Source organism: Nocardia fusca NBRC 14340 (assembly GCF_001618425.1).
Taxonomy (GTDB): Bacteria; Actinomycetota; Actinomycetes; order Mycobacteriales; family Mycobacteriaceae; genus Nocardia; species Nocardia fusca.
Window position 1 is genome coordinate 109,635 of sequence record NZ_BDCU01000031.1, and the last position, 24,026, is coordinate 133,660.

Here is a 24,026-nt window from a genome sequence, read left to right on the forward strand (position 1 = left end):
ATTCACCCCCCGCGGTCGTAGGGGCGCAATTCCGTGACCGCGCAGCTGGACAGAGGACATATGAGGATCGACACCCGGACCGGGGGCGTTCGTGGTATCGAAGTGCGCGATTTCTCGGCGGTGACGGCCACCGCGGATGAGGTGGCGCTACTACGGCGGCACCTCTACCACGACAAGATCGTCGTTCTCGCGCAACAGGCGCTCGGCATCGCGGAGTTCGTCGCGCTCGGTTCGGCTTTCGGGACCCCGGTCGCCTATTACGAGCCCATGTACCACCATCCCGACAGCGAATACGTTTTCGTCTCGTCGAACATCGACCGCGACACCGGCCGGGTGGGCGTACCGAAAACCGGCGCGTTCTGGCATTCGGACTATCAGTTCATGCCGGAGCCGTTCGCGGTCACGTGCTTCTATCCGCAGCGATTGCCGGCCGCCGGCCGCGGCACCCACTTCATCGATATGGCCCAGGCGTACCGGCGCCTGAGCCCACGATTACGTACCGCGATCGACAACACCTACTGCCGCCACAGTGCGCGCCGCTACGTCAAGATTCGTCCGGACGATGTATTCCGCCCGCTGGGTGAGGTGATCGCGGAGGTCGAACACCGGACACCACCGCAGCGCCATCCGACCGTGCTACGGCATCCGGTGACCGGCGAGCGCCTGCTCTACATCTCCGAGGCGTTCACCTATGCGATCGAAGACGCCTCGGGCAAGGCGTTACCCGGCGCCCTGCTCTCGGATCTGCTGGCCGAATCGGGCCAGCTCGACGACAGCTGTTCGCACCCCAATATCTTCCTCCAGTCCTATGAACCCGGTGATCTCGTGCTCTGGGACAACCGCACCCTCATCCACCGTGCCCTGCACAACCCCGGTAACGACCGCACCGAGTCCTACCGGGTGACCGTACTCGACGAATTCCCGCTCACCGGTCAGGAAGCCGGATGACCGCCACCGACCCGGCGAGCGCCGTAGCCGTCTCCGACGCGACGGCGGGCGATATCGCGCTGCTGGCCCGGGCCGTGCGCCCGTACGCGAGCAAGGGCACGGTCTACCTCGAGCGCGCGCATGCCGTGCGGCGCGGCGAATCCGTGGCCGGCGTGGGCGAGTTCTCGATCGACCGGAGCTGCTATATCGAGAACACCGGTCATTTCAACGCCGTGGAGTTCACGATCTCCTACAACCAGTTGGTCTACTACACCCTGGCCGTCGCCATCCGCGACCGGCTGATCCCCGAGCTGGCGGACTGGTCGATGGACGACTATTGGACCAGGCAACTGCCGTCGGTGCTGATCAGCAGGTTCAGCAGCCGGCACCGCCGTCCGATCGACTCCCGTTCCTACACTGCGGAACTGACTATCGGCGAGGTCACGTTCCGGAACCGGTCGCGACCGCTGTACGCGTTGCAGACCGGTGTGGAATTCGCCGACGCCGCCGGCGGCAGCGCCGTCGGCGATATCGAGATCGTGCTGCTGGACCCACCCGGGCATCCCGCGGCCGGTGCGGCCCGATGAGGGGCCCGCACACTCTGGTGACGGCGTTGGCGCACAACGCCGTCACCAGAGCACAGCAGCCGGCGCTCATCGATTCCTCCGGCACGGTGGACTACGCCGAACTCGACGACCGCTCGGCGGCCGTCGCGCACGCACTGCGGTCGGCGGGTGTCGACGTGGGTGATCGCGTGCTCTATCTGGCGCAGGACACGATCGCGGTCTACGAACTGCTGTTCGGTTGTGCCCGCATCGGGGCGGTCCTCGTACCCATGAACTGGCGACTGACCGCCGCGGAGATCGGCTACATCCTCGAACACAGCGCCGTCCGGCTCGTGGTCACCGATATCCCCGACCGGCTCGGCGCGTACCCCGCCACGGTGGTGGAGTTGCCGGACTTTCCGAAGTGGCGGGACGGGGCCCGCGGCACGGTCCCGGAACCGTGCCCGGCGACCGCCGATACCCCGGTCGTGCAGATGTACACCAGCGGTACGACGGGGCGGCCGAAAGGCGTGGTGCTGGCGCACCGGACGTTCTTCGCGGTCCGTTCACTGCTGGACGAGGCCGGGCTGGACTGGATCGATTGGCGCGACGGGGATGTGAGCCTGGCCGCGCTCCCGTCCTTCCATATCGGTGGAATGTGGTGGGTCGTCCAAGGCGTGAATTCCGGCGTGGCCACGGTCGTGCTGCCGGCGTTCACCGCCGCGGCCGCCGTCGCCGCGGTACGCGACCACGGCGTCACCACCTCCTGTTTCGTCCCCGCGATGCTGCTGCTCATGCTGTCCGAGCCGGGCACCGGTCCGGCGGATTTCGGGTCGCTGCGCAAAATCGTCTACGGCGGATCGCCGATCGGCCCGGACCTGCTCGCCCGCGCGGTGGACACCTTCGGATGCGATTTCGCCCAGATCTACGGGCTCACCGAGACCGGCAACACCGCGATCTGCCTGCCGCCCGAGGACCACCGGCCGGGCCGCGGGCTGCTGCATGCGGCCGGTCGGCCGTACCCGGGCGTCGGTATACAGATCCGGCGCCCCGACGGGACGGCCGCCACTCCGGGTGAATCCGGTGAGGTGCTGTTGCGCAGTCCGGCTCGGATGGTGGAGTACTTCGCCGATCCGGCGGCCACCGCGGCCACGGTGACCGAGGACGGCTGGGTGCGCACCGGCGACGCCGGATATCTCGACGACGACGGATATCTCGTGATCCGCGACCGGGTGAAGGATCTGATCATCGTCGCGGGTGAGAACGTCTACCCGGCGGAAGTGGAGAAGGCCCTCGGGGCGCACCCGGATGTGCACGATTGCGCGGTGGTCGGCGCACCGGACGACCGCTGGGGAGAGCGGGTGCACGCCTTTGTGGTCGCACGACCCGGCACCGGGCTCACCACGCGGGACCTGATGCGGTTCCTGACCGGACGGCTGGCCGGTTTCAAGGTGCCCTCGCGCTACGACTTCGTCGAGGCGATCCCGCGCAATCCCAGTGGCAAGATACTGCGCCGCGAACTGCGCGAACGGTTCTGGGCCGATCGTGATCGACGTGTCAACTGAGGTGCCGGGCCGCGGGTCGCGGCTCGAGCGGCGGCGAGTGATCGACGACCTCGCGGAGGTGTTGTTCGTGGAACCGGCCGAATTGGCCGCCGACACCGATCTGGCGGATCTCGGACTGGATTCGCTGCGGCTCACCACCTTGGTCGAGCGCTGGCGTGACGCCGGCGCTCGGATAGGTTTCGCCGAACTGGCCGAAGAACCGGTGCTCGGGGCATGGTTCACGCGTTTGGGCCTGTGACGGCATCGTCGGGGCGTGCGCTCACCGCGGCGCAACGCGGGATAGCCGATGCCCTGCGCCTCTGGCCACAGCGGCGGGCGTTCGCCCTGGCCGAATACCTGACGGTGCGCGGGCAGGTCGACCCGCACCTGTGGGCTGCCGCCGTCCGCCGCATGATCACCGATACCGAAGCACAGCGAATCCGGCTGATCCACACCGATTCCGGGCCGCGACAGATCATCGACCCGGCGGACCGGGTACCGGTGACAGTCACCGACCTCTCCGCGGAGCCCGCACCGGAGGAAGCGGCGCGGTCGCGCATGGAGGCCGCTCTGCGGCAACCGTGTGATCCCTACGCCGGAGTCACCACCGCTCATCTGGTACTGATCACCGGCCCGGGGACACTGCTGTGGTACCACCGGGCCCACCACGTGGCCCTCGACGGTTACGGTTTCGCCCAGTGTGCCCGCCGGGTCGCCGAACACTATCGGGCGCTGTGCGGCGGCCCACCGGTGCCGCCGCCCGAACGCGGACTCGACGAGGTGATCGCCGAGGATCTGGCCTATACCGGGTCGGCCCGGCACGACGCCGACGGCGCATATTGGCGATCGGTGCTGCCGCACCGCAGCGCGCCCACCCCGGCGACCGAACCGCTACCCCCGGTCTCCCGGCGGATGCGGACCCGGCGCGCGCTACCGCGGTGGCGGCCACCGGCGGGCGCCCGCTACGGGGTGGGGGAGTCGATACTGGCCGCGGTGGCGATCCACCTCGGCCGCCACCTCGCCGAACGCGAGATAGTGCTCGGTGTGCCGATGATGAACCGGATCGGGTCGGTCGCCGCCACGGTACCCACCATGGTGCTCAACGCGGTCGCCGTACCGGTTCGCATCGATGCGGCCGAGACCGTGGCCGAGCTGGCGGGAAAGATCGGGGAGTTCCTGCGCGCCGCTCGCCGGCATTCGCGATACCGGCACGAACGGCTGCGTGCCGAACTCGGGCTGATCGGCGCCGGCCGCAGCCTGCTCGGGCCGATCGTCAACATCATGCCGTTCGACTACGAGCTCGGTCTGCCCGGTATCGAGACGACGGCCCGGAACCTGAGCGCGGGCCCGGTCGAGGATCTGTCGATCAATGTGTACCTGCGCGGCGGCAGTGCGGAACTGATCGTCGACGCGAACCCGGGGCGCTACAGCGCGGCGCAGCTCGACACCCACGCCGACGCTGTGGTCCGGATGATCGAGGCGGTGGCGACGGGAGCGGGGCGGGCCGTCGCCGATCTCGGAATCGACTATGTGCTACTACAGTCCCCCGCGACGGCGCCCCCGGATCATCCGCTGGAGCTGTTCGCCCGGCACGTCCGATGCGATCCGGATGCTCCGGCACTGATCGACGGCGACCACCTCGTGACGCGCGGTGAACTGCTGGCCGCCGCGCTGGCCCGGGCGCGCGTATTGACCACGCACGGCGTGGCACCCGGCGATCTGGTCGCCGTCGCGCCGGGTGGCGAACCCGACGATATTGTCACTGTGCTGGGTATCGCGGTCGCGGGCGCGGCACACGCCGCGCTGGATCTCACGCTTCCGGAGACCGGACTACGAGAACTGCTCACCGCGCTCGAACCGTCGGCGCTGGTGCACGACGGCCGATTCGCCGCACTGGCGGCCGAGGTGGCGCCCAGGGTACCTGCTGTGGTCCTGGCGCCGGAAAGCGCTACGCCGCAGCAGATCACCGGTGGACCACTGCCGCCCGGCGCGGGCTATGCGGTGCTCACCTCGGGCTCGACGGGCCGGCCCAAGGCCGTCCGAGTCGGCGGTGGCGCCCTGGCCCTTTTCGTCACCCATGCGATCCGGCGCTACCGCTGGGGGCCGGGCGACCGAGTGGTGCAGTTCGGGCCATTGCACGCCGACACCAGCGCCGAGGAGATCTTCGTGACCTTGGCCGCGGGCGGCGCGCTGGTGGCCGCCCGGGCCACCGACCGCAGCTCACCGGCTGCCCTGCTCGCGCTGGCCGGCCGCACCGGCGCCACCGTCCTGGACCTGCCCACCGCGTTCTGGCACGAACTGGCGGTGGCAGTGGACGCGGGCACGCTCGCCGTCCCACCGTCGGTGCGGCTCGTGGTGATCGGCGGTGAGGAGGCGTCACCGCACCTGGTATCGCGCTGGTACGCCCGCGGCGGACCGCCGCTGCACAACAGTTACGGTCCGAGCGAGGCGGCGATCGTCTGCGCGAGTACCGAACTCGTCCCGGGTTCGGTGCCACCGGTCCCGCTGGGCACCCTCTTCCCCGGTATCGGTGCCGCGCTGGCGGTGGACAGGCTCGCCGCCGACCCGGACCCCCGTTGCGGGCTGCTGCATCTCTACGGGCCGGCACTGGCCGACGGCTATCTGCCGCCGGGCGACGGATTCCGCGAGATCACGGTCGCCGGGACCACCGTGCGTGCCTTCGGCACCGGCGACCGGGTCCGGGTACTCGACAACGGCACACTCGAATTCGTCGAGCGGGTCGACGGCACGGTGAAGGTCGGCGGACAGCGGGTCGGCGTGCGCGCGATCGAAGACCTGCTGCGCCGCGAGCCGGGCATCCGGGACGCCGTGATCACCCGGCACGGTGAGTTCGCCCTGCACGCGCTGGTCACCGTGACCGCGCCCCGGCCGCCGGACTGGTGCGCCGCGGTGCGGCGGCGATTGGCCGAGCGGCTGCCGCCGGCCTGGGTTCCGGCGCGCGTGCGCGTGGTCGAGCAGCTACCGCGCACCCGCAACCTGAAAGCGGACCGGTCCGCGAGTACCGCAGACGATCCGGCGCCAGGCGATACCACCGCGCGGGTGCTGGCGGTATTCGCCGAGATCCTGGGCCGCGAGGATCTGACCGCGGCCGACGATTTCTTCGCGGCGGGCGGCACCAGTATGCAGACCATCGCCTTGGCGAACCGGCTCACTGTGGCGCTCGGCGTCCCGGTGGAGGTCGACGATGTGCTCGCCCGGCCCACCGCGGCGGCCCTGGCCGCACCGGCGGACCGGGGTCGGCGCGACGGCCCGGACCTCGCCGCCGAACGTGCCGGTCTGCGGGCGGATCTCGCCGCCGAAGGCGATTCCCTGCGGGTGGATCCTGCCGGTGAACGTGGCGCTCCGCGGGTGTACTCCGCCGGTGAACGTGGCGCTCCGCGGGTGTACTCCGCCGGTGAACATGGCGCTCCGCGGGTGCATTCCGCCGGTGAAGGTGCTGCTCTGCGGGCGGGTCGCACCACCGCGCCGCCCATGCCCGCAACAGCCGGTCCGGTACTGCTGACCGGCGGAACCGGGTTCCTGGGCGCCTATCTGCTCGCGGAACTCCTGAACACCACCGAAGACGATGTGGTGGTGCCGGTGCGCGCCGGGGATCCCGCGCACGCCCGCCATCGGCTGCGCACCGCCTGCACAGCTGTCGTCGCTCCGGAAATCTTCGATGCCGCATGGGAATCGGGACGCATGCGCGTCGTGACCACGCCGCTCCTCGAATACGCCACGGGCGCGGCTTCGTTCCCTGCGCCGAGCCGGATCGTGCACAGCGCGGCCGAGATCAGCGCGGTCCGGGCCTACAGCGGCCTGCGGCCGGCCAATGTGGAGTCCACCGCCGCGCTGGTGCGCCTGGCGTACCGGACCGGGGCCGCGCTCACCCTGGTGTCCACTGCCACCGCCGCCGGGCGGCGCGGGGTACTGGCGGAACCGTCCACGCTGCCCACCGGCTATGCGCAGAGCAAATCGGTCGCCGAACATCTGCTCGCGACGGCCGCGCATGAGTTCGGTATCGCGGCCACCATCGCGCGCCCGGGCCGGATACTGCCGCATCCGGCGGATAGCCGGGGCGGGCGCAGGGATTTCCTGCACGAGCTGGTCGCGGCGGCCGAGGCCGTGGGTGCGGTGCCGCGGACCGCGCTGCGCGAGCCGATGGTCCGCGCCGACGACGTCGCCCGTCTCGTGATCGCTTCCGCTCCCGCGCAACCCACCCGCTCGCCCCGCATTCTCGACCTGTTCGGGCCGGAACCGGTCGGTCTCACCGAGGTGCTCGGCGCCGTCATCTCGGCCGGGTCCGTCCCCCTGGACCGCTGGCGTGGGCTGGTCGCGGCATCCGGGGCGCTGCCCGCGCCGCATCGGACCGCCGTGCTCCGCTGGTGCGATATCCAGCTCGCCGGTTTCGACCGTGACTGGGTGTCCGACCACGCGGTACCCCTGCCCGCACGGAGCGCCGCCGAAGTAGTCGGGCTCCTCGGGCTGCGTATCGGATGAGCGGTCCGGGTCCCGGCTATCCGCGAGCGAGTCGGTCCGCGCCCGCAGCGAGCCGAGCGGCACCGGCCAGGGACGGCAGTACCCGCGGCGGTCCGTATCCGGTCCCCGTCCGCCCTCGCCGAGCGGATAGCGATTCCCGTGCCGCCGAGCATGCTACGCGCCGATTCTCGCACCACCGGATCGCGTGCTGTCGCCGGGATCACCCCGGTGGCCGGGAACCGTGCGCTCCCGTCATCCGACTGATCGATCGTGCCGAAACCACCGATCATCCGTCCGTTGCCCGGCCCGTGCCGTCTCTGTGGAACGGCACGGTGATGCCGTCCCCACCGGATACCCTCGCGCCCGACCGCACCGCCCGAATCCGCCTCGCTGTCGGCGGCATGAGCTGCGCGGCCTGCGCCGCCCGGGTGGAGCGCCGGCTCAACAGAATCGATGGCGTCACCGCGGCCGTCAACTACGCGACCGGTACGGCGACCGTCGATGCCGACCCGGTGATCACCCCCGCCCGGCTGTGCGAAGAGGTGGTTGCCGCCGGGTACTCCGCCGAGCCGACCCCGCCGGAGCGTCCCGCCTTCGGCGAAACGGGCGCCGAGGACACGGAGGTGACGGATCTGCGCCGGCGATTGTTCGTCGCGCTGCTGGCTTTCTTCCCGCTGGCCGATCTGTCGGTGATGTTCGCGTTCATCCCGAGCGCTCGTTTCGACGGTTGGCAGCTCGTGCTCACCGTACTGGCGGTCCCGGTGGTGCTGTGGGCGGCCGCACCGTTCCACCGGCGCGCGCTCGCCAACGCCCGGCATCGCGCGGCGAGCATGGATACGCTCGTCTCCGTCGGTGTGCTCACCGCGACACTGTGGTCGCTGCACACCATGTACCTGAGCCCCGCCCGTGCCGAAACCCCGGACGGCGTCTGGGCGGCGATCTGGTCCAGCGATTCGATCTATCTCGAGGTGGCCGCGGGTATCACCACCTTCGTCCTGGCGGGTCGTTACTTCGAGGCCAAGGCCAAACGCGCCGCCGGTGGCGCGTTGCGGGCGCTGGCCGCACTGGCGGCCCACGAGGTCACCGTCCTGACCCGGGACGGCCGTGAGATCACCGTGCCGGTCTCCGAACTGAGCACGGGCCAGCGGTTTCTCGTCCGGCCCGGGGAGACGGTCGCCGCCGACGGCACGGTGATCGGCGGGGCCACCAGCCTCGACGCCAGTGCGATGACCGGCGAATCGATACCGGTCGAGATCGCCTCCGGTGACCGGGTGACCGGCGGCACCGTCTCGCTGACCGGGCGCATTGTCGTGGAAGCGACGGCGGTCGGCCCGGATACCGCACTGTCGGCGATGATCCGGCTGGTGGATGAGGCGCAACAGGGCAAGGCGCGGATGCAGCGCGTCGCGGACCAGGTCTGCGCGGTGTTCGTCCCGTTCGTCTTCGTGACCGCCGCCGCCACCTTCGCGTCGTGGCTACTGCTCGGCCACGGGGCCGACGCGGCGGGTGCGGCGGCGATCGCGGTGCTGGTGGTGGCCTGCCCGTGCGCACTCGGCCTGGCCATCCCGACAGCATTGATGGTGGCCTCGGGCCGCGGCGCCCAGGCGGGCATCTTCATCAAGGGCCATCGGGCGCTCGAGGCGACCCGGGATGTGGACGTGGTCGTCTTCGACAAGACCGGGACCGTCACCAACGGTGCGATGCGCGTGGTCGGCGTCACCGCCACGGGAATCGACGAGGCGGAAGCGTTGCGGCTGGCCGGTGCGGTGGAAGCCGCGTCGGAGCACGCCGTCGCGGCGGCGGTGACGCAGGCCGCGCGGCGGGCGGGGGAACTCCCGGATACCGAGGCATTCGCGGCGCTGCCCGGCCTCGGGGCCCGGGGGCGCGTCGCGGGTCGGGAGGTACTCGTCGGGCGTCCTCGGCTGATGGCCGAGTTCGGCTGTGTGCCGCCGGCGGCGCTGGCCGCCGACCTCGACCGGCACGCCCGGGCCGGGCGCACCGCGGTGTTCGTCGCCGTGGACGAGACCGTGGTGGCGGTGATCGCGGTCGCCGACACGATCAAGGAGTCGGCGACCGCCGCCGTCGCCCGGCTGCACCGGTTGGGTCTGCGGACCGTCATGCTGACCGGAGACAACGCCTTCGCCGCACAGGCCGTCGCCGACGAGGTGGGCGTCGGTGCGGTGTTCGCCGAGCTGCTGCCACAGGACAAGGTGACCCGGATCGCGCAGTTGCGGGCGGCCGGGCACCGGGTGGCCATGGTCGGTGACGGCATCAACGACGGTGCCGCGCTGGCCACGGCGGACCTCGGGCTGGCGATCGGCACCGGTACCGATGTCGCCCTCGCGGCCGCCGACGTGATCCTGGTGCGGCCCGACCTGCACACGGTGCCCGACGCCGTCGAACTCGCGCACGCCACCTTGCGCACCATCCGGGCGAATCTGGTGTGGGCGTTCGGCTACAACGTGGTCGCGATCTCGGTCGCCGCGCTGGGCTGGCTCAACCCGCTGATCGCCGGCGCGGCGATGGCCTTCTCGTCGTTCTTCGTGGTCACCAACAGCTTGCGGTTGCGCCGGCGCCGGTCGGGTACGAACGGGCGCGGGGTCGGCGAGTCATCTGCGTGAGCGCGCCAGCTCCGCCAGCATCGCGTTGTAGGCCGCGAGGTCGGAATCGCCGTACGTATCGTGCTTGCGGTCGGTACGTACGGCGGTCCGCCGGTCCTGAGCGACCCACTGGGTCAGCAGGGCGCCGACCACGATCAGTACCGGGACCTCCCCGGCCACCCAGGCGATACCGCCGCCCGCGTGCTGATCCGCCGGAAGATCGATACCCCACGGCAATTGCAGGTTCGTGTAGAACCGCCCGCCGATGACCGACGCAGTCGACATCACGACCACGCCGAAGAACGCGTGAAAAGGCATGATCGCGAACAACATGCCGAGCCGCCCGAGATGGGGGAGCCGATGCGGGCCGGGGTCGATACCGATAATGGCCCAATAGAACAGGTAGCCGACGATCAGGAAGTGGACGTTCATCAGCACGTGCCCCCAGTGATAGCTGATGAGGTCCTCGAACAGCGAGGTGAAGTACAGCCCGTACAGGGTCACCACGAACGCGGGAATGGAGAAGCCCGGATGCGCCAGGACAGCGCTCGCCCGGGAATGCAACACCTCGAGCAACCCTTCACGCAGCCCGCGTAATTCGCCGCGGCCCGCCGCCGGCACCACCCGCAGCAGCAGCGTCATCGGCGCGCCCAGTACCAGCAGCACCGGTACGACCATGTTCAACGCCATATGGGTGATCATGTGCAGGCTGAACATCGCGTACCCGTACGCGCCGATACCCGACGAGGTCGCCACGAGCAGGCTCAGGCAACCCAGGACCCAGGAGAAGGTGCGTCGCGCCGACCAGGCGTCGCCCCGGCGACGTAACCGCACGACACCCACCGCGTAGAGCGCGATCCCGGCCAGCGCCGCGCCGCCGAGGACGATATCGAACCGCCAGAAGGTGAGTAGCCGCCACGCGGTCGGCGGAGCCACGATATCGAAGCCGATGAACGCTTCGTGCGCGCTGAACCGGCGGCCCGCGAAGGCCGGCGCCGGCCGCACTCCCGCGGCGGCCGGCAACGCCACCGCGACCAGTGCCGCGGCTCCGGCCGTAGTGAACAGCGCCGCGGCATGCGCCCGCATCCGGCCGGCCTGCCACACGAGCGCGGCGGCGAGGCCGCCGCAGACCGCCGCGCCGAGCACGAGGCGCCCATAACCGGTGGTCACCAGCAGATCCGGTGGCAGCAGCAGTGCGATCAGCAGCCCGCCGGTGAGCGCGGCGACTACCAGACACCCCCCGGTCAGTAGCCGGACCCGCCGGATCACGGCGTCCCGGTGCGCGCCGGCGCGCCGCAGATGCGCGCCGGCGCACCACAGCACACCGCAACACACCGAGAGGGCCGGCTGGAACAGCAACACCGCACCGGTCGCGTAGTCGTGGCCGGGCCCTTCGCCGGCATTGCCCACGACCACCGGCGGCAGTATCCCGATCGCGGCGAACAACAGCGCCATCGCCGCGCCGAGCCAGGACAGGGAGAACCGGGAGATCAGCGCGACCCCGGCGGCGAAGAGCGCCACAACCACCCATGCCTTGGGCTTCTCGCTCGCCTCCAGCAAGGGGCCCAGGGTGCCGTCGCGCAACAACGCCAGAGTCGTGGAACCGCCGATATCCGCCGCCGTGACCGGGACCAATGTCACCGCCGCCACCGCCCATACCGTGGCGGCCCGTTCGCCGACGCGAAGTCCTGCGTACCCGTCCACGCCGACCCGTCCGCGGCCGGTGGTCTCGGTGCAACACACGGTGAACACCAGCGCGCCCAGCGTGACCGCGCCGGCCACCATGGCGAGCGCCCGCAGCACGGTGTGGCAGATCGCCTGGGCGAGGCCCGGGAAAGCGGTACCCGCCGCGGCGTAGGGCATTTCTCCGGCCGATATCGCGGCACCGGCCACCGCGGCCACCGAAAGTGCCGCCGTACCGACCCATACTGTCCGCGCCGAGATCATCCCGATGCCCATCCTGTCTCTCCGCGAACCGCCGAGCGTCCGGTCCGTTCGCTGCCGAGCGGTAGTCGTACGGATCGGCCGGACGGTTCCCTGATCGCCGCAGATGTGGCGCGGCTCTCCTTCGCGTCGACTGCGACGAGCGCGGAGGGACCGGCGGTCTACCACGCGATGACCATCGGCCCGGGTCAGTAGCCCTTGGAACGGAGGAAGCCGGCGACGGTGACCACCGCTCGGGGGTTGCGCGGGCTTTCGACGAGCGCGGCGTAGGGCAGGGCGATGATGTTGTCCTCGCGAACGGCTGTGGTGCCGGCCATCAGCGGCTGGGCGCGCAGTTGATCGATCTTGGCCTGTACCGAGTTCTGCGGTCCCGCACCGTAGTCGACGACCACGATCGCCTGCGGATCCCGCTGTGCCGCCGCCTCCCAAGAGGTCGTGGTCCACGAGTCGTTCAGGTCATCGAAGATATTCCTACCGCCTGCTTTCCGAATGATCTGCGACGGTGCCGCGGTGCGGCCCGAGGTGAACGGTTCCGGTGTCGCGCTGTCGAACAGGAACACCCGGGCCGGATCTTTTCCGGCCGGGGCACCACCCGCCGCTTCCGCGACCTGGGCGCGGTACTGCGCGACGAGTTGGTCGGCCTTCTCACGCACATCGAAGATCTCGCCGAGGTTGAGGAGGTCGGCGTAGAGGGCGTCCAGCGGTTCCATCACTCCCCGGCGCGTGGTGCCCGGCTGCCGGCATGCCTCGGTCAACTGGTACGGCACCGCCCCGATCGAGCGCACCCAGTCCGGGGTCAGGCCGGTGGATTCCTTGAACCCGTAGTTCCAGCCGGCGAAGACGAAATCGGGGGCGGCCGCCTGGACGACTTCGCGGGTGAAGGCATCACCCAGCGGCGGTACGCGCTCGAACTCGGCTCGCCACGGTGACGTGGCGATATCGCGTTCCTTGCCGGGGTAGCTGGTGTAACCCACCAGTCGATCGGTCAGGCCGAGGGCCAGCATCATCTCGGTGATGCCGGTGTCGTTGGTGACCACCCGCTCCGGTACGCCGTCGACGGTGAGCGGTGCGCCGCAATTGGTGACCGTCACGGACCCTCCGGCCGCGTTCTTCGAAGCCTCCTGGATTTCGGCGCCGCACGCGGTCGCGAGCACCACGCAGGCGAGAGCGATCGCAGAGAGCGGCCGGAATGATCTCATCTACTGTTCCTTCTCGTCGAAGATGATCTGCGGGACGCCCAGCCGGGGGTGCGGGACGATATGGCCGCCGATCGAAAACCAGCGAGTGATCACCTCGGTGGTGATCACCTCGTGCGGATCGCCCGAACACACGAGCCGGCCCGCGTGGAGGACGAAGATCCGGTCACAGTGCTGGGCGGCCAGATTGAGGTCGTGCAGCGCCGCGATCACCGTGATACCCAGCCCCCGGGCTGCGGACAGAACGCTGTACTGGTGGTGGACGTCGAGGTGGTTGGTCGGTTCGTCCAGGACGAGCACCCGCGGTTGCTGGGCCAGGGCTCGTGCGATCAGGACGCGCTGGCGTTCCCCGCCGGACAGCGAGAGGAAACCGCGCGTGGCGAGATGGCCGATATCGGCCGATGCCATCGCCGCCGAGCAGATCTCCCGGTCACGCCGATGTGTGCCGCGTAGCAGTGCGGTATACGGCAGGCGTCCGGTGGCGACGACCTCGGCGGCGGTGAAATCGAACGGAGTGCTCGAATCCTGGGTCAGCGCCGCGACCTGACGTGCATTCTCCCGCATGCTGATCGCGGATACATCCCGTCCGTCGACCAGGACGCGCCCGGCCACCGGCGACAGCGCGCGGTACAGACACCGCAGCAGGGTGGATTTCCCGCTGCCGTTCGGCCCCACGATGCCGATGAATTCGCCCGGTCCGGCGGCCAGGGTCACCGTCCGGACAACCGCCGTGCCGTCGAACTCGACTGTGACGTCCTGGTAGTCGACGCGCATCAGGCACGTTCCATCAGGGCGCCGCGGCGGCGCATCAACAGGATGAATACCGGGACTCCCACCGCTGCGGTGATCGCGCCCAGTGGCAGCTCCTGCGGCGGTATGAGGGTTCGCGCCACCAGGTCCGCGGTTACCAGGAACACCGCGCCCAGTAGTGGTGTCACAACGGTGAGTCGCCGGTGGCCGGCCCCCACCAGCAATCGGGCGACGTGCGGAACCACGAGGCCGACGAAGCCGATCGCACCGCAGACCGCGACGAAACAGCCTGTCATCGCGGCGGACACCACGAACATGAGCAGCCGGAACCGGGACGCGTTCAACCCGAGTGCGGCACCGACCTCGTCGCCCATCGCCAGCGCGTCGAGGTGTCGCGCATAAGCGGCGATCACCGTCAGCCCGAGCGCGGCCACGGCGGCGACCAGGGGAACCATCTGCCAGGTCGCGCCGGCCAGACTTCCGAGCAGCCAGAACATCACCGAACGGGCGGCGTCCCCGTGCGGGGCCAGGAACACCAGCACCGTTGTCGCCGCCGAGAAGCCGTAGCCGACGGCGGTACCGGTCAGCACCAGCCGCAGCGGTACCAGCCCGGCGGCCGAGCGCGCCATGAGATAGACGAGCAGGGTGGCGGCCAGTGCCCCGGTGAAGGCCGCCGTCGAGAGGGCGTAGATACCGAGCGCACCGAAGACCCCGAAGAGGACGACCGCAGTGGCGCCTACCGACGCACCCGAGGAGATACCCAGGACGTATGGGTCGGCGAGTGCATTGCGGACCATCGCCTGGACCGCCAGTCCGGCCCCGCCCAGTCCGGCCCCGACGAGGGCCGCGAGAAGCACGCGCGGTAGGCGTGACTCGACGACGATCCGATAGTTGGCGACCTCCGCGGCGACCACCGTGTCCCCGGTCAGCTCGGCCCACAGGAACCACACCGTGTCGCGCCAGGGGATATGAGCCGCACCCAGCGCCAGAGCGAGTACCGATACCACCGTCAGCGCCATGATAAGAGCGCTGACCAGCGCGGTGACGGGTAGCCGCCGCCCGCCGACAGTTCTCATCGGTCCGGCTCTACGCGCACCTGCCCGGATCGACTGTGCGTAGGCAAGCGAACACCACATGACCCATATCTCGTCAACCGCTCCCTCGGAGTCGACAGGAGACCGCGCCGGCGGCTCGGTCACGCGGGCAGGTCTTCGGACTCGTGGACACGACGCCGGACGACGTCACCTACTGACGGTCGCTTCCCGGGCTGCGAGCCCAGTGCTGATGACCGCGGTCGTTTCCACTTACCGCTGCGGGGCAGCTCCGGATTCCCACCGGATTCCCTCTTACGAACCGCCTGTTGTGGACAAACGGTAACCAGCGCCCGGTCACAGTAGCATCGGCGGCGGGCATCCGAAATCCGATCAGGGGCCGGATGCTCGCCGGCTCGGCCAGGAGACCGGATGTTCGGGCTTCCGGCCGAGTGCCTGTTGTGTGTGGGCGCAGCGCGCGGGTTTCGTCGACGTCTTCTCGTATACGGACGTACGACGGCGGACTATCGGCAGCAGGGGTCATGGGCGCCACGATCCCAGCGCCTGTCGTGCGATGCGATCCGCGAACCTACGTGTCAGAGGCGGTCTACCGGCCCGAAATCCGGCCTCCGCCAGGGTTGGTCCCGCCTCACCCATCCGTCATCGCCCACCTCGAACCGAAGACCACGCGTCCTTTTCTATAAATCGACTCCCGGCCGATCGAGCGTAACCGCCGCTCCTGTGCAGAAATAGGAGCCGGGATCGATGAACGGATCCGGTCTAGGCTCGCCGATATGGCACCGGATCCGGACGACACCCCGCCCGCCCGTAACGGTGCCGGGTTGGCGGCTCTGCTGCTCGGTATCTTCGCGGTCGCGTTCGCATTCATTCCTTTCGCGAGCGAAATTTTCACGGCACCGGCCGGGTTGGCGGCTGTGATCGCGGGTTTCATCGGCTGGGATCGCGTCGATCGTGGTATCGCGACCAATCGGACGGATGCCCTCATAGGCGGGGTGCTGGGAGTCGTCGCGCTGATGATGACGTTGCTGGTCTACGCGGCGACAAGCGGGGCCGCGTAGACGCCTCTGGCCGGACGGCGCCGCAGCTGGCTATCTCGGAGCAGGGGCAGCCACGGCCGCGTTCTCGGTGTGCACAAGCCATCGAAGGCGCGAAAATCCGTGCGCGCCGTCCTGGTGCAAGTGCTGACATCGACCGGTGGTGCGCTCGCTCGTCCGGCCATGGTCGGCGAGTGTGCCCAGGTGCCCGGGCGCAGTCGCGACGAGCCGGGCGTCGCGCGACCTGCTGCGGACGAGGCATCGAAACGCTTTGTCACCTGGGGCTTGCGTATACGTGCAGCTATACGTATATTCAGTTTCGGGCGTGTACGTATACATCTACTTATGATGAGCCTGTAGTCGTGCCGGAGTCGATCGCTCGGGTTGCGCCGACCGGCACGGGCATGTCCATCTCTCGGCCGGTTCGGCCCGCGGTCGCGTGGGGTGGCCGAGGGAACTTGCAGAAGTACTACTTAGTGTTACTATCTAGTGGTAGTAAGTGACACTGAATAGCTGAAAGGGTGTTCATGGGCAAACAGGAGACGGAGATGCTCAAGGGAACGCTGGAGGGCATCGTGCTGGCGATTCTGCTCGGCCGTCCCGCGTACGGCTACGAGATCACCGCATGGCTGCGGGAGCAGGGTTTCTCCGATATCGCCGAGGGAACCGTCTACGCCCTGCTCGTCAGGATCGAGAAGCGCGGATTCGTGGACGTGGAAAAGGTTCCTTCGGAGAAGGGACCCCCGCGCAAGGTGTATTCCCTCAACGCCGCAGGACAGGAATATCTCGACGAGTTCTGGAGGACCTGGAGCTTCCTCGCTGAACGTATCGAACAGCTCCGTGTACAGGGAGGTAAATAGCCATGGACATATCGGATCTCGCCTCGAAGGTGATCGGCGACCTGGGCGACAAGAAGCGGTGGCGGCAGTACAAAACGCGGTCCAAACAGCTGCCACCGAATTATCGCACCGCGGTGGAGGCTTTCGAGCGGTACCTGATGTACGGCGGAACGGGAGGCGGCGGCGTGGCGATGTTCGACGACCTCATCGATCTGTTCGAGCAGAGCGCGGCCGATGAAATCCCTATCCGCGAAGTCGTCGGAGGCGACCCGGTGGGGTTCATCGAGACCTTCGCGCGGAACTACCAGGAGGAATCCTGGCTCAATCGGGAACGGGCTCGGCTGAACAGCGCTATCGAGCGCGCCGCCGCAGAAGGAAAGTAGGGACTTTCGATGACGACACAGCAAGCTCCGGCGATCCGCGTGCAGGGTCTGGAGAAGTCCTACAACAAGGTGGAGGTGCTGCGCGGCGTGGACTTCGACGTCGAACGGGGCAGCATCTTCGCACTGCTCGGTTCGAACGGCGCCGGCAAGACGACGATCGTGCGGATCTTGTCCACCCTGCTCGCGGCCGACGCGGGAACAGCCGGCGTCAACGGCTTCGACGTCGCTACGCAACCGGGCAACGTGCGGGAGTCCATCAGTCTCACCGGGCAGTTCGCCGCCGTCGACGAAATCCTCAGCGCCCGGGAAAATCTCGTGTTGATCGCCAAATTGCGGCACCTGAAGAACGCGGACACCATCGCCGACGACCTGCTCGAGCGTTTCTCACTGACCGACGCGGCCACGCGGAAGGTGTCGACGTACTCCGGTGGTATGCGCCGTCGCCTCGATATCGCCATGAGCCTCATCGGGAACCCGCCGGTGATCTTCCTCGACGAGCCCACGACCGGGCTCGACCCTCAGGCGCGTGTCGAGGTGTGGGACGCGGTGAAGGAACTCGCCGAGCAGGGCACGACGGTGCTGCTCACCACGCAATACCTGGACGAGGCCGAACAACTCGCCGACCGGATCGCAATCCTGCACCGCGGCCGGATCATCGTCAACGGGACCCTCGCCGAGCTCAAACAGCTACTCCCACCTGCCCGAGTCGAATATGTCGAGAAGCAGCCGAGCCTCGAGGACATCTTTTTCGCTCTCGTCGGAGGCGATGACGACGAGGGTACCCCCCGCAATGACCGCGGCGCGGTTCGGACGAAATAAGGAATTACGATGACTACGCATTTCTTCGCCGACACCACCCTGCTGCTGGGACGATCCCTGCGTCATATCACGCGTAGCGTGGACACCATCATCACGACCACGATCATGCCGATCGCATTCATGCTGCTGTTCGTCTATGTCTTCGGCGGCGCGATCGACGCGGGGTCGGATTCGTATGTCCAGTATCTGCTACCCGGCATCCTGCTCATCACAATCGCATCGGGTATCTCCTACACCGCGTTCCGGCTGTTTCTCGATATGAAGAGTGGGATCTTCGAGCGATTCCAGTCGATGCCGATCGCGCGGTCGTCGGTGCTGTGGGCGCATGTACTGACCTCGCTGGTCGCCAATCTGATCTCTGTCGTGGTCGTCGTGCTCGTCGCTCTGCTCATGGGTTTCCGCTCCGGCGCGGGAGTGCTGTCGTGGCTCTCGGTGGCCGGGATACTGGTCCTGTTCACTCTGGCGCTGACCTGGATCGCGGTCATCCCCGGCCTCTCCGCGAAGACCCCGGACGGTGCGAGCGCGTTCTCCTACCCGCTGATCTTCCTGCCGTTCATCAGCTCGGCGTTCGTGCCCACCGACACCATGCCGGGCCCGCTTCGCGCCTTCGCCGAGAACCAGCCGGTGACCTCCATCATCGATGCCATCCGCGCCCTGTTCTCCGAGCAGCCGGTCGGCAACGACATCTGGATCGCCCTCGGATGGTGCGTCGGCATCCTGGTCGTCGCCTATCTCTTCGCCATGAACACCTACCGCCGCAAGATCTCCTGAGCCGCGGCGGCCGAGATCGTCCGTGCGGCCGCGCAGCGTTGAGAGATCACCCGTTCCGCGGCCGAGCGTGATCGGGTCCGCGCCCGATCCATCGCTCAGGGCGGAACACCGGCCCGGTCCGAAGCACGGCCCGGCGAGTAGCTACTCGCCGGGCCGTGCGCGTCGCTCAGTGGCCGCCTCGCTGTGCCATGATCCCCGCGCCCATCGCGGTGAGGGCGTCGGCGAGCTGCGGTCGCCATCACCTGTGTCCGGTCGGTGTACGACCTGGCCGAGGAGCCGGTGAGCCCGCACGTCGCTGCCCACCGGGCCGGCCTGTCTCGGGCGACACTGGCAGAACTCGCGGCCGCGGTCGCTGCCCACTCCGGTGGCGAGGTCACCGCGGCGGATATCGCCGCCGCGCCGGGTATCGAACGACGTTCGGCGAGCCGGACATTGAAGCATCTCGAACGGTTGGGTCTGGCGCCGCCGGTCGGCACCGTCGGCAGTGGTGCCGGGCGGCCGGCCGTGCGCTACGCGGTGCGCCGGGAGTCGTAACGGCGCACCCGGCGACGGCCGGGTTCTGTGTCGAAGTGAGTGCGGACGGCCCCGGCGCTGCCCGAGTCGGGCGATACCAGGGAGCACGGCGGTGTAGGCGGGGAGCTCAGAACCCGGCGTGGAGTCGAGCCCACTCGATATCCCACTGCTCCATTCGGCGCATTCGGAGGCGGTGAGCGGTTATCGCTGTCGGAAGGCAGCAGAGCAGGACAGGCGCACTCCAGGTGAACAATCCGACGAGAGCCGCGTCGAACAGAACCGAGGAACCGGTCGGAGGGGCCGTGGTGTGCGTGCCGTCCCGCTCCACCCAGATATCGACGACCTCACCGCGGCGATATCCGGCCGGGGCGTACACATTGCCCGTGTGCTGGGCGCCGGCGGCGAACCATGTCGCCGGGGTCGTCGGGTAGAGATCGTATTCGTTGGGGGTGGGCGCGGAGTCCCGGAGCGTGGCGGGCACGCGGTGCCGTTCGGCGGCCGCTTCGGCAGCGGCCCCGCTCAGCACTCGATGGGTATGGATCCCGACCGCTGCCGCTATCGGGATCGCCGCCGCGGCGACGAGCAGCACGCCGCATACGAGCCAGGCGAGGAGCCGATCCTCGCGGCGTAGCAGCGGACTGTCGCGCCATGGACGCAGGTTCCACAGCCGTGTCGCGGCGGTGGGGTATCCGGTCGGTGGGGAGATCATTTGTTCTGTCCGGGAGAGGAATCGGGTCGGTATCGTTTCCTTCGATCATCTCAGGCTGTGCCCGGAATGCCGGTGCCGGGCGCCTGTGATACGTCTCATGGATCGCCGCTCGCCACGAACCGAATCGCCTGCGGGCGAATGCCGCGCTCGGAGTCGCACCGAGCCGCGCGTCCGTCGATACCCGCATGATCGTTCGGCCGGGAGTCCGGCAGGGCGTGGCCGTGGCCCGGGTGACGTGCTGTCGCACCGGCTTCACATGGGCGGCGTCATGCGAACGGTTCGCCTCGGTGCGCGGGTGCCTCGAGCAGCCGGTCGAGGTGAGCGCGCGACCAATCGCACAGCGCGTGGACGGTGGTGACCAGCCTCGTTCCGGCCGCGGTGAGGGAGTAGTCGACGCGAGGATTGGCGGTGCCGTGGTCGTAGCGGGAGATCAGACCGTGGTGCTCGAGTTCCCGCAGCGTCCGGGTGAGCATCTTGTAGCTGATGCCGTCCACCGCGCGGTGCAGCTCCCGGAACCGGTGGTGGCCGGCTCCGATCTCCTCCAGCACACGCAGGCCCCATTTCGTCGATACCACGGCGAACACCCGCTGCGCGATCGCGCGGGCGCGCTGTTCTTCGTCGTCATCGCCGAGCATCGGGAACCACCGCTCACCTTCGAGTGCGTACTGCTGCCGCCGGTCGTCTCACCGTAGCGTCACGACCATGCAGATCCTGAAGACCTACGCCCGCTTGTTCGTCGCCGACCTCGATACCGCGCTGCCGTTCTACGAGGGAATTGTCGGCGCCCCGGCGGATCTGCGCTTCGGGTTCGAGCAGGCGGAGCTCGCGGCGGTCGGCGATTTCCTGCTCATCGCCGGCCCACCCGAACATATCGACCGGTATCGCTCGACTGTCGGGCCGGTGATCGTCGACGACCTCGACGGGTTGATCGCTCGACTCACGGCCGCGGCGGCCGTCGTGACCGGTGGTCCGTTCCCGAGCGAAACCGGCCGGTTCGCCTATCTTCGTCATCCCGACGGTACCGACGTCGAGTACGTCGAATGGTCGTCGGAGATACGGGCCCGCGTGCTCGGTTGACGCCGGAGGGTCGCCCCGGCCGTGCTCGATTCGCATGTGCCGAGCGGTCGCGGGGCCGGGGGTTCCGGTGCCGTGCCGCGGAGTGCACTCGTCACCGACGGCAGGGTTTCTCGGAACCCGTTCGGTCGCGACGGATTCGGTCCACGCGGCGAACAGGTACGCGGACGACTCGCCGCCTCGTCGGGCCCGATCCCCGGCCGGGAATGGTTGCCCAACAGCGGCATCGGGTAGATTTCCATTCCCGGCCGACGCACTGTCTGTCGTGAGTCGAGACCTGGGGTTCGATGTGATACGCCGACGAATGAGGCCCGCACTGCTGGTCGCTGTTGCCGCTGCGATGTTCGCCGCATCTGTCACGGTGTTCGGCGCCGGGAACGGCTCGGCCGACAGTGGCGATCCGATCGTCGACACCAAGAAGTTGCTCGCCGATCCGGTCTCTCCGAACGGCTCGCGAATCGTCGCCAGTCGAGTCGACGGCCGCAGCCTGACCATCCTGGTCCACTCCGCGGCGATGGACGAGAACATCACCGTTCGGGTGCAGCGGCCCCGCGACGCCTCACAACCCCGGCCGGTGCTCTACCTCGTGAACGGGGCCGGCGGGGGTACCGACGCGGCGACCTGGTGGGCCAATACCGATGTCGGCGATTTCCTGGCCACCAAGGATGTCAATGTCGTGATGCCGGTCGGTGGCGCGTTCGCCTACTACACCGACTGGAAGCACGATGATCCAGTGCTCGGTCGCAACAAATGGCGCACCTTCTTCCTCGACGAGCTGCCGCCGCTGGTCGACGGAGCACTGGGCGCCAACGGGGTCAATGCCATCGCCGCGAACTCGATGACCGCCACCGCGATTCTGCAGATGGCCGAGGCCGCCCCCGGCTTCTACCGGAGCGTCGCCGGGTACAGCGGCTGCGCCCAGATCGCGGACCCCATCGGGCGGCAGTTCACCAAACTCGTCGTCGAACTCTACGGTGGCGGCGATGTCCGCAACATGTACGGCGAAGACGACGATCCGGCATGGGTCGCCAACGATCCGGTGGTGAACGCCGAGGCCCTGCGCGGTACCAGGTTGTTCGTTTCGACCGGCAACGGACTGCCCGGGCAGTGGGACACCGTCGACGGCGACTACGCGCTGCCGGGACCGCAAGGCCTGGCCAATCAGCTCCTGGTCGGCGGCGTCATCGAGGCCGCCACCGGTTGGTGCACCCGCAACCTCCAGGACCGGCTCGCGCAGCTCCGGATCCCGGCCACCTTCGACTACGCGCCGTCGGGCACGCACTCCTGGGGTTACTGGCGTGACGCGTTCTACAGGTCCTGGCCGCTCCTCGCCGAGGGACTCGGGATACCTGAATAGGAGACGTGCTGTACGGCCCGCGCCATGCAGTGAGGCCGGGCCGCACGCACCGCCGGAGCAGCCCCACTTCTACCTCGGGTCACATACGAGGGCGAGCGTGGCAATCGGATCACGGTGCGCAGATATGTCCTTCCCACGAAGGGTAGCGAATAGCGCGCTTGCGGACCGCTGCACCGGCGTACTGCGTCAGCCGGCGCGATCGGTATGGGCAGCCGCGGGCAGCGAACCCGGCGGGCCGGCACCGCCGGCCGTCGCTGTAGCGGTTCGCCGCCGCGCACGCCGGAAGCGTACTTCGCCGGCCACTATCGTCGCCTCGGTCATACCGCCGCCGCCCTCGACGATTGCGGCACATATGTCGTGCGCTCGTGACGCGTTGACGTCGATCACCGCCATATCGGCCGACCGTCCCGGCTCCAGACTGCCGATACGGTCGGCCAGACCCATGGCCTCGGCGCCACCCGCGGTCACGGCGTGGAACAGCCGGCAATGTAGATCACGCTGGTGGTAGCCCTGGCGACGGGCGATTCTGTACAACTCCGCGGTATCGGCCAGGACATCCAGCGAGGGGCTGGACGACAGGGAATCCGTACCCACCGCGATGTGGTTGCCCTCGCGGAGGTAGTCGGCCACCGGGGCCTCGTCCAGCCCGAGCACGGCATTCGAGCGGGGACACAGGGCAACGACCGTACCTGTCCTGCGCAAGATTTCGCGATCGTCGTCGTCGACATAGACACCGTGCGCGACATGTGTGCACGAATCGAGAACACCGGCCGACGCGGCGTAGGCAACCGGACTCGTTCCGGCGCCGCCCTGGCGGAGGAGCGAGAAATCGCCGTATCCGCGGTTGCGCCAGAAATCGGCCAACGGCCCCGCCGCCCGGACCACGTATTCGTATTCGGCACGTGATTCGGCCAGATGGATATGACTGCGCTGCCGCCGGGCGCGCGACAGCGCACTCACCTCGGCGAGTACCCGGCCGTCCAGCGAATACGGTGCGTGCGGCGACAGACCGACAGCGCCGTAGCTGCTCGCGGCCGCGCTGTCGAGAATCTCGACCGTTCGTTGTCGGCCGCGATCGGTCCAGTCGGTGTAGCGCATGCCGATCACCTCCCAGAAGGCGATACCGTGCAGGCCGCCCGTCCAGAGCACATCGAGGGCTTCGACGTGGGTGACCACATCGCTGACGGCCGTGGTACCGGCGCGTAGTACCGCGTCCAGGCCGCGCTCCGCGGACTGCCGCCATTGACGACGGTTCGCGTAGTCGGCGGCGAAAACCGTCGACCAGGCCTCGAAACTGGGGTAGGAACGAGTGCCCAGCTCCGACATATCGGTGTACTGCAGGTGGGTATGGGCGTTCACGAGCCCCGGAATCAGTGCGCCGGGCCATTCGACGACAGTGCATCCGGCACTCAGGTCGCGGCGCACATCGTCGAACCGGCCCACCTGCACGATATTCCCGTGAGCCACCGCAACGGCCCCGTGGCGGAATG

At 68.8% G+C, this 24,026-nt stretch carries 21 protein-coding genes and 1 riboswitch; of the genes, 14 read left to right on the top strand and 7 right to left on the bottom strand.

Going from position 1 to position 24,026, the window contains the following annotated elements; all coding sequences use genetic code 11:
• Nucleotides 1-60: 60 nt before the first annotated feature.
• The 6 genes from scoE to NF4_RS20970 all read left to right on the top strand — a co-directional run bounded on the left by scoE (nucleotide 61) and on the right by NF4_RS20970 (nucleotide 10,116).
• Entirely contained in the window at nucleotides 61-948 is an 888-nt protein-coding gene (gene scoE / locus NF4_RS20945) for a (3R)-3-[(carboxymethyl)amino]fatty acid oxygenase/decarboxylase (RefSeq protein ID WP_063129202.1), read from the top strand.
• A complete protein-coding gene (locus NF4_RS20950) occupies nucleotides 945-1,514 on the top strand; it encodes an FcoT family thioesterase (RefSeq protein ID WP_063129060.1) in 570 nt (189 codons plus the stop codon). The genes scoE and NF4_RS20950 overlap by 4 nt, the downstream gene beginning before the upstream one ends.
• Nucleotides 1,511-3,037: an AMP-binding protein gene (locus NF4_RS20955; RefSeq protein ID WP_063129061.1), complete on the top strand. Its 1,527-nt coding sequence runs from the start codon at nucleotides 1,511-1,513 to the stop codon at nucleotides 3,035-3,037. The genes NF4_RS20950 and NF4_RS20955 overlap by 4 nt, the downstream gene beginning before the upstream one ends.
• A complete protein-coding gene (locus NF4_RS20960; protein ID WP_232330581.1) occupies nucleotides 3,027-3,275 on the top strand; it encodes a phosphopantetheine-binding protein in 249 nt (82 codons plus the stop codon). Before NF4_RS20955 ends, NF4_RS20960 begins: the two co-directional genes overlap by 11 nt.
• Entirely contained in the window at nucleotides 3,272-7,516 is a 4,245-nt protein-coding gene (locus NF4_RS20965) for an AMP-binding protein (protein WP_063129063.1), read from the top strand. Before NF4_RS20960 ends, NF4_RS20965 begins: the two co-directional genes overlap by 4 nt.
• A gap of 314 nt (nucleotides 7,517-7,830) precedes the next feature.
• Nucleotides 7,831-10,116, top strand: a complete 2,286-nt coding sequence (locus tag NF4_RS20970; RefSeq protein ID WP_063129203.1) for a heavy metal translocating P-type ATPase — start codon at nucleotides 7,831-7,833, stop codon at nucleotides 10,114-10,116.
• Here the strand turns inward: NF4_RS20970 and NF4_RS20975 are convergent.
• From NF4_RS20975 to NF4_RS20990, 4 genes are all read right to left on the bottom strand, one after another.
• Nucleotides 10,105-12,054, bottom strand: coding sequence for a cytochrome c oxidase assembly protein (locus tag NF4_RS20975; protein WP_063129064.1), 1,950 nt, complete (start codon nucleotides 12,052-12,054; stop codon nucleotides 10,105-10,107). The two genes, NF4_RS20970 and NF4_RS20975, sit on opposite strands and share 12 nt — an antisense overlap.
• A 173-nt stretch (nucleotides 12,055-12,227) precedes the next feature.
• Nucleotides 12,228-13,238, bottom strand: coding sequence for an ABC transporter substrate-binding protein (locus NF4_RS20980; protein WP_063129065.1), 1,011 nt, complete (start codon nucleotides 13,236-13,238; stop codon nucleotides 12,228-12,230).
• Nucleotides 13,239-14,009, bottom strand: a complete 771-nt coding sequence (locus tag NF4_RS20985; protein ID WP_063129066.1) for an ABC transporter ATP-binding protein — start codon at nucleotides 14,007-14,009, stop codon at nucleotides 13,239-13,241.
• Nucleotides 14,009-15,004 carry a FecCD family ABC transporter permease gene (locus NF4_RS20990; protein ID WP_439956766.1) on the bottom strand — a complete coding sequence of 332 codons (996 nt, stop codon included), beginning with the start codon at nucleotides 15,002-15,004 and terminating at the stop codon, nucleotides 14,009-14,011. Before NF4_RS20990 ends, NF4_RS20985 begins: the two co-directional genes overlap by 1 nt.
• A gap of 166 nt (nucleotides 15,005-15,170) precedes the next feature.
• A riboswitch (cobalamin riboswitch) is annotated at nucleotides 15,171-15,382 on the bottom strand.
• Between the two features lie 428 nt (nucleotides 15,383-15,810).
• On the opposite strand from NF4_RS20990, the gene NF4_RS20995 reads away from it, so the two are divergent.
• The 6 genes from NF4_RS20995 (at nucleotide 15,811) to NF4_RS21020 (ending at nucleotide 19,417) form a co-directional block, all read left to right on the top strand.
• A complete protein-coding gene (locus NF4_RS20995; RefSeq protein WP_063129068.1) occupies nucleotides 15,811-16,095 on the top strand; it encodes a hypothetical protein in 285 nt (94 codons plus the stop codon).
• Nucleotides 16,096-16,598: 503 nt separating this feature from the next.
• Nucleotides 16,599-16,931 carry a PadR family transcriptional regulator gene (locus NF4_RS21000; RefSeq protein ID WP_063129069.1) on the top strand — a complete coding sequence of 111 codons (333 nt, stop codon included), beginning with the start codon at nucleotides 16,599-16,601 and terminating at the stop codon, nucleotides 16,929-16,931.
• Nucleotides 16,932-16,933: 2 nt separating this feature from the next.
• The gene (locus NF4_RS21005; RefSeq protein ID WP_063129070.1) at nucleotides 16,934-17,293 is read left to right on the top strand and encodes a DUF1048 domain-containing protein; all 360 of its coding nucleotides are present in this window, start codon (nucleotides 16,934-16,936) and stop codon (nucleotides 17,291-17,293) included.
• Nucleotides 17,294-17,302: 9 nt separating this feature from the next.
• Complete coding sequence (locus NF4_RS21010) at nucleotides 17,303-18,112, top strand: ABC transporter ATP-binding protein (RefSeq protein WP_063129071.1); 810 nt, start codon at nucleotides 17,303-17,305, stop codon at nucleotides 18,110-18,112.
• A gap of 9 nt (nucleotides 18,113-18,121) precedes the next feature.
• Nucleotides 18,122-18,883 carry an ABC transporter permease gene (locus tag NF4_RS21015; protein ID WP_063129072.1) on the top strand — a complete coding sequence of 254 codons (762 nt, stop codon included), beginning with the start codon at nucleotides 18,122-18,124 and terminating at the stop codon, nucleotides 18,881-18,883.
• A gap of 279 nt (nucleotides 18,884-19,162) precedes the next feature.
• Entirely contained in the window at nucleotides 19,163-19,417 is a 255-nt protein-coding gene (locus NF4_RS21020) for a Fic family protein (RefSeq protein ID WP_157120480.1), read from the top strand.
• 106 nt (nucleotides 19,418-19,523) lie between these two features.
• Here the strand turns inward: NF4_RS21020 and NF4_RS21025 are convergent, their stop codons facing one another.
• Both NF4_RS21025 and NF4_RS21030 read right to left on the bottom strand, forming a co-directional pair.
• Complete coding sequence (locus tag NF4_RS21025; protein ID WP_063129074.1) at nucleotides 19,524-20,105, bottom strand: Rv1733c family protein; 582 nt, start codon at nucleotides 20,103-20,105, stop codon at nucleotides 19,524-19,526.
• A gap of 266 nt (nucleotides 20,106-20,371) precedes the next feature.
• Nucleotides 20,372-20,740: a winged helix-turn-helix transcriptional regulator gene (locus NF4_RS21030; RefSeq protein ID WP_063129075.1), complete on the bottom strand. Its 369-nt coding sequence runs from the start codon at nucleotides 20,738-20,740 to the stop codon at nucleotides 20,372-20,374.
• 67 nt (nucleotides 20,741-20,807) lie between these two features.
• On the opposite strand from NF4_RS21030, the gene NF4_RS21035 reads away from it, so the two are divergent.
• Both NF4_RS21035 and NF4_RS21045 read left to right on the top strand, forming a co-directional pair.
• A complete protein-coding gene (locus NF4_RS21035) occupies nucleotides 20,808-21,182 on the top strand; it encodes a VOC family protein (RefSeq protein WP_063129076.1) in 375 nt (124 codons plus the stop codon).
• Nucleotides 21,183-21,483: 301 nt separating this feature from the next.
• Nucleotides 21,484-22,536, top strand: coding sequence for an alpha/beta hydrolase (locus NF4_RS21045; RefSeq protein ID WP_063129078.1), 1,053 nt, complete (start codon nucleotides 21,484-21,486; stop codon nucleotides 22,534-22,536).
• 186 nt (nucleotides 22,537-22,722) lie between these two features.
• On the opposite strand, the gene NF4_RS21050 is transcribed toward NF4_RS21045, so the two are convergent.
• Nucleotides 22,723-24,003 (bottom strand): amidohydrolase family protein, encoded by a 1,281-nt coding sequence (locus NF4_RS21050; RefSeq protein ID WP_198165393.1) that lies wholly within the window; start codon nucleotides 24,001-24,003, stop codon nucleotides 22,723-22,725.
• Nucleotides 24,004-24,026: the final 23 nt, after the last annotated feature.

Coding starts and splice junctions, on each gene's coding strand:
- NF4_RS21035 (WP_063129076.1), top strand. CDS start 20,808: ATGCAGATCCTGAAGACCTACGCCCGCTTGTTCGTCGCCGACCTCGAT.
- NF4_RS21030 (WP_063129075.1), bottom strand. CDS start 20,740: ATGCTCGGCGATGACGACGAAGAACAGCGCGCCCGCGCGATCGCGCAG.
- NF4_RS20990 (WP_439956766.1), bottom strand. CDS start 15,004: ATGGCGCTGACGGTGGTATCGGTACTCGCTCTGGCGCTGGGTGCGGCT.
- NF4_RS21010 (WP_063129071.1), top strand. CDS start 17,303: ATGACGACACAGCAAGCTCCGGCGATCCGCGTGCAGGGTCTGGAGAAG.
- NF4_RS20985 (WP_063129066.1), bottom strand. CDS start 14,009: ATGCGCGTCGACTACCAGGACGTCACAGTCGAGTTCGACGGCACGGCG.
- NF4_RS21000 (WP_063129069.1), top strand. CDS start 16,599: ATGGGCAAACAGGAGACGGAGATGCTCAAGGGAACGCTGGAGGGCATC.
- NF4_RS21005 (WP_063129070.1), top strand. CDS start 16,934: ATGGACATATCGGATCTCGCCTCGAAGGTGATCGGCGACCTGGGCGAC.
- NF4_RS20980 (WP_063129065.1), bottom strand. CDS start 13,238: ATGAGATCATTCCGGCCGCTCTCTGCGATCGCTCTCGCCTGCGTGGTG.
- NF4_RS20975 (WP_063129064.1), bottom strand. CDS start 12,054: ATGGGCATCGGGATGATCTCGGCGCGGACAGTATGGGTCGGTACGGCG.
- NF4_RS21045 (WP_063129078.1), top strand. CDS start 21,484: ATGAGGCCCGCACTGCTGGTCGCTGTTGCCGCTGCGATGTTCGCCGCA.
- NF4_RS20995 (WP_063129068.1), top strand. CDS start 15,811: ATGGCACCGGATCCGGACGACACCCCGCCCGCCCGTAACGGTGCCGGG.
- NF4_RS21015 (WP_063129072.1), top strand. CDS start 18,122: ATGACTACGCATTTCTTCGCCGACACCACCCTGCTGCTGGGACGATCC.
- NF4_RS20970 (WP_063129203.1), top strand. CDS start 7,831: ATGCCGTCCCCACCGGATACCCTCGCGCCCGACCGCACCGCCCGAATC.
- NF4_RS21025 (WP_063129074.1), bottom strand. CDS start 20,105: ATGATCTCCCCACCGACCGGATACCCCACCGCCGCGACACGGCTGTGG.
- NF4_RS20950 (WP_063129060.1), top strand. CDS start 945: ATGACCGCCACCGACCCGGCGAGCGCCGTAGCCGTCTCCGACGCGACG.
- NF4_RS20955 (WP_063129061.1), top strand. CDS start 1,511: ATGAGGGGCCCGCACACTCTGGTGACGGCGTTGGCGCACAACGCCGTC.
- scoE (WP_063129202.1), top strand. CDS start 61: ATGAGGATCGACACCCGGACCGGGGGCGTTCGTGGTATCGAAGTGCGC.